Annotated in this window: 12 protein-coding genes; 5 read left to right on the forward strand and 7 right to left on the reverse strand. The window is 61.8% G+C overall.

From position 1 onward, the window contains the following. Positions 1–368 precede the first annotated feature (368 nt). The 4 genes from PQQ86_RS20100 to PQQ86_RS20115 all read right to left on the reverse strand — a co-directional run bounded on the left by PQQ86_RS20100 (position 369) and on the right by PQQ86_RS20115 (position 4821). Entirely contained in the window at positions 369–2024 is a 1656-nt protein-coding gene (locus tag PQQ86_RS20100) for a J domain-containing protein (protein WP_408270614.1), read from the reverse strand. A 6-nt stretch (positions 2025–2030) separates the two neighbouring features. Further along, positions 2031–3740, reverse strand: a complete 1710-nt coding sequence (locus tag PQQ86_RS20105) for a molecular chaperone HscC (RefSeq protein WP_408270617.1) — start codon at positions 3738–3740, stop codon at positions 2031–2033. A gap of 293 nt (positions 3741–4033) precedes the next feature. Then, a complete protein-coding gene (locus PQQ86_RS20110; protein ID WP_408270619.1) occupies positions 4034–4495 on the reverse strand; it encodes a GNAT family N-acetyltransferase in 462 nt (153 codons plus the stop codon). Positions 4496–4545: 50 nt separating this feature from the next. Next, positions 4546–4821 carry a hypothetical protein gene (locus tag PQQ86_RS20115; protein ID WP_408270622.1) on the reverse strand — a complete coding sequence of 92 codons (276 nt, stop codon included), beginning with the start codon at positions 4819–4821 and terminating at the stop codon, positions 4546–4548. Between the two features lie 107 nt (positions 4822–4928). On the opposite strand from PQQ86_RS20115, the gene pdxR reads away from it, so the two are divergent. Continuing rightward, a complete protein-coding gene (pdxR, locus tag PQQ86_RS20120; RefSeq protein ID WP_408270625.1) occupies positions 4929–6401 on the forward strand; it encodes a MocR-like pyridoxine biosynthesis transcription factor PdxR in 1473 nt (490 codons plus the stop codon). Positions 6402–6459: 58 nt separating this feature from the next. On the opposite strand, the gene PQQ86_RS20125 is transcribed toward pdxR, so the two are convergent. The 3 genes from PQQ86_RS20125 to PQQ86_RS20135 all read right to left on the reverse strand — a co-directional run bounded on the left by PQQ86_RS20125 (position 6460) and on the right by PQQ86_RS20135 (position 9194). After that, entirely contained in the window at positions 6460–7563 is a 1104-nt protein-coding gene (locus PQQ86_RS20125; protein WP_408270628.1) for an FAD-dependent oxidoreductase, read from the reverse strand. 178 nt (positions 7564–7741) lie between these two features. Further along, positions 7742–7945: a DUF3562 domain-containing protein gene (locus tag PQQ86_RS20130; protein ID WP_408270631.1), complete on the reverse strand. Its 204-nt coding sequence runs from the start codon at positions 7943–7945 to the stop codon at positions 7742–7744. 184 nt (positions 7946–8129) lie between these two features. Further along, a complete protein-coding gene (locus PQQ86_RS20135) occupies positions 8130–9194 on the reverse strand; it encodes a DMT family transporter (protein ID WP_408270634.1) in 1065 nt (354 codons plus the stop codon). Positions 9195–9357: 163 nt separating this feature from the next. Here PQQ86_RS20135 and PQQ86_RS20140 point away from each other — a divergent pair, with 163 nt between their 5' ends. The 4 genes from PQQ86_RS20140 to PQQ86_RS20155 all read left to right on the forward strand — a co-directional run bounded on the left by PQQ86_RS20140 (position 9358) and on the right by PQQ86_RS20155 (position 12685). Further along, positions 9358–10134 (forward strand): DUF1295 domain-containing protein, encoded by a 777-nt coding sequence (locus PQQ86_RS20140; protein ID WP_408270637.1) that lies wholly within the window; start codon positions 9358–9360, stop codon positions 10132–10134. A 53-nt stretch (positions 10135–10187) separates the two neighbouring features. After that, positions 10188–11291, forward strand: a complete 1104-nt coding sequence (locus tag PQQ86_RS20145) for an SAM-dependent methyltransferase (protein WP_408270639.1) — start codon at positions 10188–10190, stop codon at positions 11289–11291. 25 nt (positions 11292–11316) lie between these two features. Continuing rightward, positions 11317–11916 (forward strand): uracil-DNA glycosylase family protein, encoded by a 600-nt coding sequence (locus PQQ86_RS20150; protein ID WP_408270642.1) that lies wholly within the window; start codon positions 11317–11319, stop codon positions 11914–11916. Between the two features lie 169 nt (positions 11917–12085). Beyond that, entirely contained in the window at positions 12086–12685 is a 600-nt protein-coding gene (locus PQQ86_RS20155; protein WP_093634273.1) for a cytochrome b, read from the forward strand. Positions 12686–12738: the final 53 nt, after the last annotated feature.

Genomic DNA, 12738 nt, shown 5'->3' on the forward strand with positions numbered 1-12738 from the left:
GACGATGAGTTTGCAGCCGGATGGAGCAAGATTGGGGCGCTCGCGATCAGCCCAAAAGTGGAGACTGTCTCGCAGCTTCCAGCTCCCGGCTTTGATGAGTGGTATGTCTATGGCCGGAAAAATGGGCTCGCACCCCACGCAAATTTTGTCAACCGTTGGGGATTTAGCGTGCTCAATTCAGACGATGAGCAGACGAACACCTTCTGGGATCAAGTTATGAGAAGCGTCCCTCTGCACGTACTCGGAGCGGGATGTCCAACGTTGTTTCTAGTTACGCGAGATGAGACGTTATTCAGGGCTACAACAGCGATGACCTGAACTGATCAGGCCGCATCTCACGCACATGCCGTCGCTTTGCGGACACACTGTCAGCGCGCCGTGCGCGCCGACAAACGCCGCTGCTTCACTTCCTCAATAATCCAGATACTCATCAATCCCGCGCTTACGCAAGCGATGATGTCCGGTTTGGAGAGTGCAGTCGCCAACCAGACGAGGTGTACGTAGCCGCGGAAAAAGGGCGGCACAACCCGGCGCAGATCAGCCCAACGTGTCGTCGCCAACACACCGCCCGCCGCGGCCATCACCGTAAAAAGCGCCCACGCAAATTGCGTCGAACGCTCGTCCCGTTGCAACAGCAAAACGATCAACGCGGCGAAGCCCGCAAACCACATCGTCGCTACAAACCGCGCAAGACGCGGGCGACGTGCGAGCCAGCCGCGACACTCCTGTTGCGCAAAAGAGAAGAAGAAAGCGAACAGCACGCCGTGCGCGAACGGCATCTGCCACGCGCGAGGATCAGTGGAGAGCCAATGGCCGGCGAAGCCGAATCCGATCGCGCCGACGGCGGCGAGTATCGCGAGTTGTTTAATGCGCGGCCATCCATAGATCAGCGCTGCCCACATCGTGCAAATCCCGAGCGTCTCCATTCCGATCGGCGTCAAGCGCCCACTGCCTCCGTCGCACAACGCGGCAGCAGTCGCGCCAAGCCACACCGGAATCCAGCCATAACGCAGCCAGCCAATCGAGCGTAGCGTCCGCATCCGCTGTTGCTGCGGTTCGGACAGCAGCACAGTCTTCGCGGCGCTGGTAACCAACGTCACCATCAGCGTGGCCAGAAGCACGGCCAGTTGAACGGGCGTCCATTGATCGAACCACCGATCGCTATTCAGGCCCATCGACGCGTTGGCGAACAGCAAGCCACACCAGGCGCTCAGCGCGAGCGCCGGCCAGAACAGACGTCCCGCGCCAATCCGAAACGACAGGCAGCGGGTCCAGAATTCGACCTTCTCGCTGTCGAGCCGCAGGCGTACGACATTCGGATGATAACGACCGAGCGCGGTCAACAATTGTTCCATCTCGCTGCGCACGCCAGCGCGCAGCAGTGCGTGTGCGCCGGCCGCCAACGGAGGTTGCGGCCCTTCGAGAAGCGCCATTGCATTCGTGAAACGCAGGCGTAGCGCGTTGTAGTCCTCGTCGGCGAATACACGGTCTAGCGCGAGGGTTGCGATGGCCGCGTTGCGCCGCCGCAGATGCGCGGCGTTGTCCCGCCATCCCAGGACCGCACTCAGGTTCATGCGCAGCGTGGCCGGCGCATCCTCGTTCAAACAATGAACCAGCGCCTGCCATTCGAGTTCGTCGAGCATCTGAATATTGACGACGGCTGCGAATAGATCCTGCAGTGAACGGCGCGACTCGAGCTGATCCCGTTGCGAGACGAAGTGCTGCCACAACTGCACGGCGCTTTCGAAGGCGTCGTGTTCGCGAAGGTGTGCCTCAGGCGGCGGGCTTGGCACCGAGACTGGCACCGAAGCCGACACCGCGGCTATCGTTACCGCAGCGCCGCCGCTCGCCATCTGTAAAGCCGACTCATACGCGTACCGAAGCCGCTGAAACGCCTCAGCATCTTCATCCGGACGTTGCTGTTTCAAAAGACGTGCATAAGCACGACGCACGGTCCGTTCGTCGGCGTTTGCCGCAATGCCGAGCACGTCCCACGGCCAGTGGTGGGTAGAAGTCGTATCCATAGCCAATCAGTACGTCACATGCACATCGAAGCGGTCCAGCAACGCGCTCAGTTCGCTGCGCGCATGGACGATTTCCTCGGCGTTCTGCCGCTCGAGTAGCGACTGGAAACGCGCGATATGCGCGGCCAGATATTGTCGATGCTCGCCGAGCGTTTCTTCATAGACACGATCCGCACGCGTGAGCAACGTGCGATTCTCGAGCTGATCTCGCGGATGGATTTTCAAGGTGCTCAGTGCGGCGAGCCGCTCGCGGATTGTTTCAGGCGTCATCACGCCGGGGTTTTCCTCGATCACCATGGCGCGTTTCACGCCGTCTGGAAACGCGGTGGCTTCCACTTCCAGCACGCCGTTGATGTCATAGGTGAAGCGCACATCCGCACCTGCCTGGCCAGCCGGCTTGATCGGTACTTCAAGATTGAATTGGCCGAGTGCGACGTTGTCGGCCGTCAAACGCGCTTCGCCTTGAAACACCTTGATGCTCAGAATCTCCTGACGGTCGCTCACCGTAAAAATGCGCTGCACGCGGCTCACCGGCACGATCGTATTGCGCTCGATAATCGGCAGAAAGTGACCAGGCACGAAATTCGTGGCGCCGATCTGCATCGCGGTATCGATGCCGAGGCTATACGGCGCGACATCGGTCAACACCATTTCGTCGAGACCTGCGTCCCGCGTGACGAGGCCTGCCTGCACGGCGGCGCCGAGCGCGACGACTTCGTCCGGGTTCAGATGCGCGGCGGGCAAACGGCCGAACATTTTCGACACCAGTTTGCGCACCATCGGCATGCGCGAAGCGCCACCCACCAGAATGATTTCGTCGAGCGAATCGACGGCGATCTTCGAATCGCGCAACGCACGCTCGACCGGTTTGCGCAGCCGCTGCAGCAGATGCTCGCAAGTCCGCTCAGCGGCAGCCGCATCGAGTTCGAGTGCGTGCTCCTTGTCGTCGACCGTGAGCTTGAGCGTGACGCTTTCGGTGGTGTTCTGCGTGAGCAGACGTTTCGCGCGTTCGGCCTGCTGATGCAGACGTTGTGCGGCAATCGGCGTGAGCGATTTGAGTCGAAGGCTATTGCGTTGGCAGAACAACTCGACGAGCGCCTCTGTGAAATCTTCGCCTCCGAGAAAATTGTCACCGGTGCTGGCGCGCACCTCCATCACGCCTTCGAAGAAGTCGAGCACCGAGACGTCGAACGTGCCGCCGCCCAGATCGAAGATCAGGAACTTGCGTTCGCTGTCGCGCTGATGCACACCGTACGCGAGCGAGGCCGCGGTCGGTTCGTTGACGAGGCGCAGCACATTGAGCCCGGCCAACTCGCCGGCGATGCGCGTGGCCTTGCGTTGCGCGTCGCTGAAATAGGCGGGCACGGCGATCACGGCGTCGCGTACCGGTTCGCCGAGAAACGCTTCGGCGTCGGCTTTCAACGATTTGAGCACCAGCGAAGACAGTTCTTCCGGACGCAGTGTCTGCACGCCGAGCGACACATTGCGATTCGTGCCCATGTAGCGTTTGAAGTTGGCGGCGGTGCGTTCGGGATGCGTATGCAACCGGTCATGAGCGGGGCGGCCGACGAGGATCGAGCCGTCGTCGTCGATCGAGACGCACGACGGCGTCAGCACCTCGCCCAGTGCGTTCGGGATGAGGGCAGCCTCGTTATTGCGCCAGACGGCTGCAAGACTATGCGTGGTTCCAAGATCGATGCCGATGATCGAAGGCATGTACAGTTTCCGATTCGTTTTGCGCCCCTCCGTGAGGAGATCGCCCAAGGTCGCGTGGGAGCCAGATGGCGCTCCGTCCAATGGCGATAACGGCAGGCTGCCTGCAAACTTGAGCGGCGAGGGGAACGAATGCGGCGAGTGTCGATGAGGGTGATGCGCTACACATGCCGGCTGGATGGGCCGCCGGTCATGCGAATGCGGTGTCTGGTCGCGCAAGAATGGCGACGCGAGAACGGGATGCGAAGCGGGGACGCAAAGCCCGCCAGGCGGGTCTGCTGCGCTGTATCACAACGTCACAACGCCTTGCGGTACACCACGAAACCGGAGTGACCCGCGACCTTGTCATACAGCTTCATTGCCGCGTGATTCGTCTCATGTGTTTGCCAATAGACCCGTTGCAAACCGTCTGCCTTAGCCCGTGCATATACGGCTTCGATCAACGCACGGCCGACACCTTTGCCGCGCTCCGCTTCCAGCGTGTAGAGGTCTTGCAGATAGCAGGTCGGCGCCACCATGGTCGTGTGACGGTGATACAGGAAGTGCACGAGGCCAAGCAGCTGGCCGTTGCGTTCGGCGACCATCGCATGCATTGGCTCGTAGGCGTCGAAGAAACGGCCCCACGTGACTTGCGTGATCTCGCGCGGCAATGCCGTTTCGCCCGAGCGGCCGTAGAACGCGTTGTAGGCGTCCCACAGCGGCAGCCAGGCGTCGAAGTCGGCGGGGGTGACGGGGCGGATTTGAATCGCGTCGGACATGGGTGTGGCTCCTTGTGCGGTGATGGTTGAGGGCGAGTGGCTCGCCGCTGCTAAGGTTGAGTCGAACAAGCGTAGACGGCTGCGGTGAACACCTGCTTGCGTTCTTCCTCGGCAGTAGGTGTTGCGGACGTTGCCGCAGCTGCGTCGGCTGCGCTACCGTGCTGCTCCAGATTTTCGTTCACGCAGGCATCCAAGCTTGCGCGGGCGGTTGCCGCCGGCTCGAGCAGCCCATAGGCATAGGCCGCGCACGCCAGCGCTGCGCACCACTTCACCGCGGCGCCATAGCTCAAACGTGCGGTGACGGCGTGACGTGCATGCGTGTTCATGGCAACGGCCTCTCTCGCAGTATTCAGCGACTCCAGAACCGTCAGCATAAGAAATTTGTGGCACCATTGTTAGCTCCACAATGCGACCAGAATTTGGAGCCACGAATTTGGACTACGGCCTGTTGATGTCGAACGTGGAGCGCGCAATGGGTGGGCGCAAGCTTACGCAGCAGGACTTGCTCTACGAGAGTCTGCGCCGTGCGATTCTCGAGGGCGATATTCGCCATGGCAGCCGTCTTCTTGCCACACGCGCGCTCGCCGAACAATTGGGCATTGCGCGCAACTCGGTCCTCTACGCGTACGAGCGGCTCACCGAGGAAGGCTTTATCACGGCGAGCCGGCATGGTTCTATCGTGAGCATGGTAAGCGGTTCAGGCGCGTCAATCTCCGCAGCAAGCGGCAGCGTGCAGACCCCTGCAAATCACCTGTCGCGCCGTGTCGCCAATCTGCCGCGCGAGCGCACCAATCCCGACGACCCCACGCCATTTCGTCCCGGCGTGCCCGCACTCGACGAATTTCCGCTCGCGCAATGGCGTGCCTCGATGGAGCGCGCATGGCGCGCGGTCGAGCCACGGGAACTCGGTTACGGCAACAACGCCGGGCACCCCGCATTGCGTCGCTCGATTGCGGAATACGTGCGCGTGTCGCGCGGCGTGCGGTGTTCGGCAGAGCAGGTGTTCATCACCTCGGGCACGCAGGCGAGTCTCGATCTATGCGCATGCATGCTGGCGGACCCCGGCGACAGCGTCTGGGTTGAGGACCCCGGCTATCACGGTGCAAAGGCTGCATTCCAGGCCGCTGGCTTGCAACTGGTGTTGATTCCAGTCGATGCCGCCGGCATGGCGCCGACGCCCGATCATTGGGAGCAGACGCCGCCACGCCTGATGTACATCACGCCGTCGCACCAATATCCGCTCGGCAGCGTGTTGAGCCTGGAACGGCGCTGGTCGATCATCGAGAACGCGGTGGCGCGCGGCGCCTGGATCATCGAAGACGACTACGACAGCGAACTGCGCCACAGTGGTCCGCCGTTGCCGTCGATCCAGGGCCTCGCGGCCGACACGCCGGTGATTTACCTCGGCACCTTCAGCAAGACGATGTTTCCAGCGCTGCGTATGGGCTTCATGGTCGTACCGGCGCATCTCGTCGCCGATATCGACGAGGCACTCAGCGAGATCGCCCGGCAAGGGCGCGTGGCTGAACAGATCGCGTTGGCGGATTTCATTGATAGTGGGAAATATGCGCGGCATCTGCGGCGTATGCGGCGGCTGTATCAGCAGCGCCGTACGGCATTGGTGAATGCGATCGAGCGCCATATGGGCGACCTGGTGACAGTCTCGTCCGACGGCGGCGGCATGCATCTGACGATGCGACTCGATGTGCCGCTGCGAGACCAGGACGTGAGCGCAGTAACACGCGAGCACGGCTTGCATATCGCTGCGCTCAGTGCGTTTTGTCAGCCACCTGCTAAAGACGCCGCGCGCTACAACGGCTTTATGCTCGGCTACGCGGGCGTCAAACCGCACGAAGCCGATGCATTGGTGGCGCGACTCGCCGCCGTGGTGCGTGGGCTACGCTAGATCACGAACGAACGAACGAACGAACGAACGAACGTCGTATTGTTGTGACGAAAGAGAACTAGACCGCTTCCGCTCTGAGCCAACGCGCGAGCCCGGCGTCGCCATCGGAATCCAGCGCTTGCGCGACCCTGCGCCCGACTGCCGCGCCGAATTTATAGCCGTGGCCTGAGCATGCCGACACCACCAGCGTGTTGCCGATGCGCTTCGAAAAAAAGCGTTCGTCCGCAGTGAACGTGTAAGCGCAGGTTTTTACTTCGTTGACCGTATATTCATCGATGCGGCTGAGCGGCGGTGAAAATAACCGACGCAGACTGTCGCCTTCTCCCGGCGCCGCAACGCGATTGGCATCAGGATCAGGCGCACGTGATTTGTGCACACCGGCGCCGAACTTCAAGCCGACATCGTCGATTGGCGGCAGCACGTAGCCGCTGCTGGCGCCGCCGATATCGACGATAGCGGGCGCATTCGACCATGCGTCCGCCAGATCCGCGGGTGGCTCCAGATAGGCGACCACGTTGCGATAAGTCACCAGGTTTTCGGCGAGCGCGGGGAACAGTTGCAGCGTCCACGCGCCGGCGGTGACCACGAGCCGGTCGGCGCGAATGATCGTGTCGTCTTCGATCCGCACGGAGGCCGCATGTGCATCGACTGCGAGTACCTTGGTATGGGTGCGAATCTCGGCGCCGCGCATCTTGAGCCACGCTTTCATGTCGCGTGCGATGCGTTCGCTAAATAGTGCGCCGCCATCCTGATCGAGGTAGGCGTAGCGAAACGTGGCGGGGTCGAGAAATGGATAACGCTCGGCCGCTTCGCGCGGGTCGAGTTGTTCATACTCGAATTTCATCCGGTCGAGGCCGGCGCGAAATTGCTCGGCGCCATCGCCCGCGTGTTGCGAAATGCCGAGCACGCCGCAGTTCGCATAGTGGGACACGCCTAGGTCATTCCACAGCAGATCCCAGCTATCGAAAGCCTCGGCGATGGTACGTGCGTAGCCGTCGGCATCGCCATAGGCGCGACGGATCATGCGACTCCGGTCGCCCGAGGCGGCGAGTGGGTTCGGAATCGAGCCCTGCTCAATCAGCGTGATGTCGTGTCCCAGCTTCGCAAGCGACCACGCTGTGCTCAAGCCGGCAATGCCCGCGCCTACGATTGTCACCCGCATGCCATCTTCCCCCGAGTCGATCTATCCGGGTCAGAGTCTAGCAGTGGGAAAAATAAACCGGTACGCGTTCGCGCAACGCGAAAAATAAATCGGTATGTGTTCTAGCGAATCGCCGCGCGAGCCAGCGGGGTCGATCCAGCGTGCTACCAGGCAGGCGGTGGTCTCCGCGCGCGCCGTATCAGTGTTTGTGTTTCGACGTATTGCGCAGCTTGTCGCGTACTTTCTTCGCGGCGAACAGCGGCACGTAATCGAATACACGCGCTTCGTGCCGGTAGTCGGCCAGTGTGTCTGCATACATCTTCGAGACCGTTTCCGTGGGGGTATCGGTTTCCTCTGCGATGCTTCTCACCACTTCGTCGACATTTGGCTCGGGTTGGGACATGGAACTCTCCGGGGCAAGCGGGATGGACCGGCGGGGTTGCCGGGAACGGGCGCACGACAGGAGTTTCATTAGAGGATGCGATTGGCTACGATGCCAATTGAATTGGTCTATCGAATGACCCGCTCCACAGAGATTTTTGTCTTGCACTGCAGCAAGCGCCCGCGCCACGCGGTGATGCGGAAAATCAATGTGTATGCCGGTGATGAATATCTGGGAAATGCGCGTGCGCATGCGTGATCGGCGCATGGGAATGCGGATGCGTGTGCGGTTCGTTGCCGTCCCACGCGAAATCATGCTCGTGCTGATGATGCGCGTCGTGCCGATGACGATGCGTGTGGTCCAGTGGGGCATGCGTGTGCGGATGCTCGTGACGTTCGCGGATGTGCAGCCAGATACCCAGCGTCATCAGGGCCGCGGCCACCCAGAATAACGGCGGCGGCATCTCCGGCCACAACAGCCACGATAAGGTCACACCAAATAGCGGTGCGACCGAGAAATAGGCGCCGGTGCGCGCGGTGCCGAGATTACGCAGCGCGACGACGAACAGCACGAGACTCACGCCGTAGCCTGCGAACCCGGTCAGCATGGCGAGCGCGACGGTCGCGGCCTTGGGCCATGCTGCACCAAAAGTGAGCGCGAGCGTCACGTTGACCGAACCGGCCACGAGCCCCTTTACGCAGGCGATGAACATGGCGTCGTGAGTCGACACCTTGCGCGTGAGATTGTTGTCGACCGCCCAGCAGGCGCAGGCGCCGATCAGGAACAGTGTGCCGGGCGGCAGGCTGGCTGCACCCGGCTGCCATGACAATGCCACGCCGCCCGCGACGATCGCGGCCATGCCCAGGAACACCTGAATGTCGACGTTCTCGCGAAACACGATCCACGCGATCAGCGCGGTGAATACGCCCTCGAGATTCAACAGCAGCGAGCCGGTGGCGGCCGGCGTCGTTTTCAGACCCAGCATCAACAGTGCCGGCCCCGCGACACCGCCAGCCACGATCGCGCCGGCGAGCCACGGCACTTCGCGTACCGGGAAGCGGTGGTGACTGACCGGCGGCCCGTCCGCCTGACCTTTCAGGCGGCGCGCCAGAATCACGGCGGCAAGGCCCGTGCCGCTGCCGAGGTAGAACAGTCCGGCCAGCAGAAACGGCGACATCGAGCCGAGCAGCGCCTTGGCGAGCGGGGTGGTCGCGCCGAACAAGGCGGCGGCGAGCAGAGCGGTGAAAGCTGCGTTGAAGCGAGTCGGCATGGGCGGGAGATTCAAACGGAGCAGGCGTTGCCGACACGATACCGCTATCGGGCCGCGGACGCCTAACTCCGCTGAACAGGTGATCGGGCTGGAAATCCAGCCCGCGCGCATCCGATCGCCCCCTCACAGCGTATAACTCGCATCGCTATCGAATGAGGCCCCCATGTCGCCACTTGCCTCCGCCGTGATCGCTCTGATTGGGCTCATCGTGATCTTCAGCGCCGTCTGGGCGTGGCAGCTGAAGACTGGGAATGCCGGCATGGTCGACCCGGTCTGGGCGTATTCGCTTGGACTGGTCGCGGTGCTCTACGCCGTACTCGGCAACGGCGATCCGGTATCGCGCGCACTGACCGCGCTGGGTGGCCTGGTTTGGGGCGTGCGGCTCGGTACGCATCTGTGGAAGCGCAATTTCGGCAAGCCTGAAGACGCGCGCTATCGCCGCTTCCGTGAAGAATGGGGCGACAAGGCAGCCAGCAGGATGTTCTGGTTTTTCCAGGTGCAAGTCGTGATTTCGATGCTGCTGTCGATCGCATTTCTGGTGCCGTCGTACCGGAGCGGCGCACCGGCCATCGGCTGGATTGTGCTGGCGGTTGTGGTGTGGATCGCATCGGTAGTCGGCGAAGGCATTGCGGACCGTCAACTCAAGCGCTTCACGCAGGACCAGGCCAATCACAACACGGTGTGCCGCGTCGGCCTGTGGCGCTATTCGCGGCATCCGAATTACTTCTTTGAATGCGTGCATTGGCTTGCTTACATCGCGCTGTCGATCGGCACGCCCTGGGGTTGGTTCACGCTGTTGCCGCCGGTGCTGATGGCGTTTCTGCTGCTGAAGCTTTCCGGCATCCCGTTGCTCGAAGAAAGCATGGCGAAAAGGCGCGCCGGTTATGCCGATTACATGCGCACCACCAGCGCGCTGATTCCGTGGCCGCCGCGGCATTGAGATGAGCCGGCCACGGCGCGAAAGTCCAGAAAAGACGATAGGGAGTGAGCCTCATGAGCCTTTCCACCACCGACCATACAATGCCGCCTTCGTCGCCAGTCGAGCCGGGCGACGGCTGGCTGATTCAGAGCTGCGAACGCGGCTGGTTGGCCGACAGCCTGATCCGTTTCGGCATGCGTCAGCTGATGCGCCAGCGCTTACGCGACGAAGCGATCGACAACGGCGAGGTGCGCGCACAACGGTTCAACCGTCTGCTGGACGACTTGCGCGCGAGTCCGATCGCCATCGAAACGCAGGTTGCCAACTCGCAGCATTACGAGGTGCCGGCCTCATTCTTCCACGCGCATCTCGGACCGCATCTCAAGTATTCGTGCTGTTTGTACCCAACCGGCAATGAGACGCTCGCGCAAGCCGAAGCGGCGATGCTCGAGCGCTACGCCGAACGCGCGGAACTGGCCGACGGTCAGCGGATTCTCGATCTCGGTTGCGGGTGGGGCTCGTTGTCGCTGTGGCTGGCGACGCATTATCCGCACGCGCAGATCGTCGCGCTGTCGAATTCGCATGGACAACGCGCGTTCATCGAGGCGCGTGCGGCGGAGTTCGGTCTGCACAACCTCTCGGTGGTCACGGGCAATGTCGTCGATTTCGAATTCGACGAAACGCAGCTTGGCGGCGGCTTCGATCGTGTGGTGTCGATCGAGATGTTCGAGCATATGAAGAACTATGGGCTGCTGCTCGCCAAGATTTCACGCTGGATGCGCGACGACGCGAAGCTGTTCGTGCATATCTTCGTGCATCGCACGCTTGCGTATCACTTTCAGGTGCAGGACGGCAACGACTGGATGTCGAAGTACTTTTTCACCGGCGGCACGATGCCCTCCGAAGCGCTCCTGCTGAACTTCCAGGACGACCTGCGGATGGAGCGGCAGTGGTGGGTGAACGGCACACACTACGAGCGCACGGCGAATCATTGGCTCGCCGCTCTCGACGCAGCGTGTGACCGCGTGATGCCGATGCTGGCCCATACATATGGCGCGCGCGATGCGGCTGTATGGTTTCAGCGGTGGCGGATGTTTTACATGGCCGTGGCCGAGTTGTTCGGCTACGTGAACGGGAATGAGTGGGGCGTGGGACACTACCGGTTTGTAAAACGCTAAACCGAATCCGGACCCGCGCCTCGGTATGACCGCAAGGAAACCCATTTCACTGAACACGTTGTTGCACGACATTCGCGCCTGTACGGTGTGCGCGCCGGTGCTGCCGCATGCGCCGCGGCCGGTCGTCGTGGCGTCGGCTGATTCGCGCATTCTGATCATCGGTCAGGCGCCCGGTGCGCGCGTGCATGCTTCAGGGATTCCATGGAGCGACGCGAGTGGCGCACGTTTGCGCAACTGGCTCGAGGTCTCCGACGAGACCTTTTACGACGCCTCGAAATTTGCCATCGTGCCGATGGGTTTCTGCTTTCCGGGCAGAGGTGCGAGTGGCGATTTGCCGCCGCGGCCCGAATGCGCCGCGCTTTGGCATGAGGCCTTGCTCGCCCAGTTGCGCGAGGTGCGGCTCACGGTGCTGATTGGCCAATACGCGCAGCGTTTTGGCCTCGGTGACGCGTTCGGGCCGACGCTGACCGACACGCTGCTGCGCTGGCGAGATTACGGCCCGCACGTGATACCGCTCCCGCATCCCTCGCCGCGCAATATCGCCTGGTTCAAGCGCAATCCGTGGTTCGAAGCGGATGTATTGCCGACTTTGCGTGCGCGGGTTGGTGCGGCGCTCCAGGAATGATTCGCCTCGCGCCGTCGAAATAATCTGAAACACACAATTAAGCGCCTGACGGAATAAAACGGCAAACTAATGCGTTTGCTTCATACCGGCGGCGAGATCAGACCTGCTGCGGCACGGCCGAATTTTCAAACAGCTTTCGCCAGAAAACCATTTGCAGACGGAACGACCGATGAATACTCACGCCGACTCCCTGACCGATTCAACCGGCACGCCGCTGGCGTCGCGCTATACCCGTACGGCGATAACGCTGCACTGGCTGATCGCGCTGCTGATGATCGGCAATGTCGTACTCGGCCTGACCGCGGAATCATGGCCCGACGACTGGGTGCGTCCGGTGGTCGATACTCATAAGTCGATCGGTATTACGGTGCTCGGTCTCGCGCTGATGCGCATCTTGTGGCGCGTGACGCACAAGCCGCCGCCGTTGCCGCGTGAGTTTCCGTCGTGGGAAAAGATCGCCGCGCACGTTGCCCATTTCCTGCTGTATCTGCTGATGATTGCGCTGCCGCTATCCGGCTGGCTGCACGATTCAGCGTGGAAAGATGCCGCCACGCATCCAATGCATCTATTCAATCTGTTCCCCTGGCCGCGCATCGGCTATGTGATGAATCTCGATCCGGTGCTCAAGGAGACACTGCACGACCGCTTCGGCGCCTTGCACACGTGGCTCGGCTACGCGCTGTATGCGTTGCTGGCAATGCATATCGGCGGCGCGCTGAAGCATCAATGGATCGATCGCAAGTCGGTTCTGAAACGCATGGTGCCGTAAGCACCGTTACGCTGCTTTCTAACTCGCTGTCTACCTGATAACCGCACCAACGA

The sequence above is a fragment of the Paraburkholderia sediminicola genome (genome assembly GCF_046026675.1).
Classification (GTDB): domain Bacteria; phylum Pseudomonadota; class Gammaproteobacteria; order Burkholderiales; family Burkholderiaceae; genus Paraburkholderia; species Paraburkholderia sediminicola_F.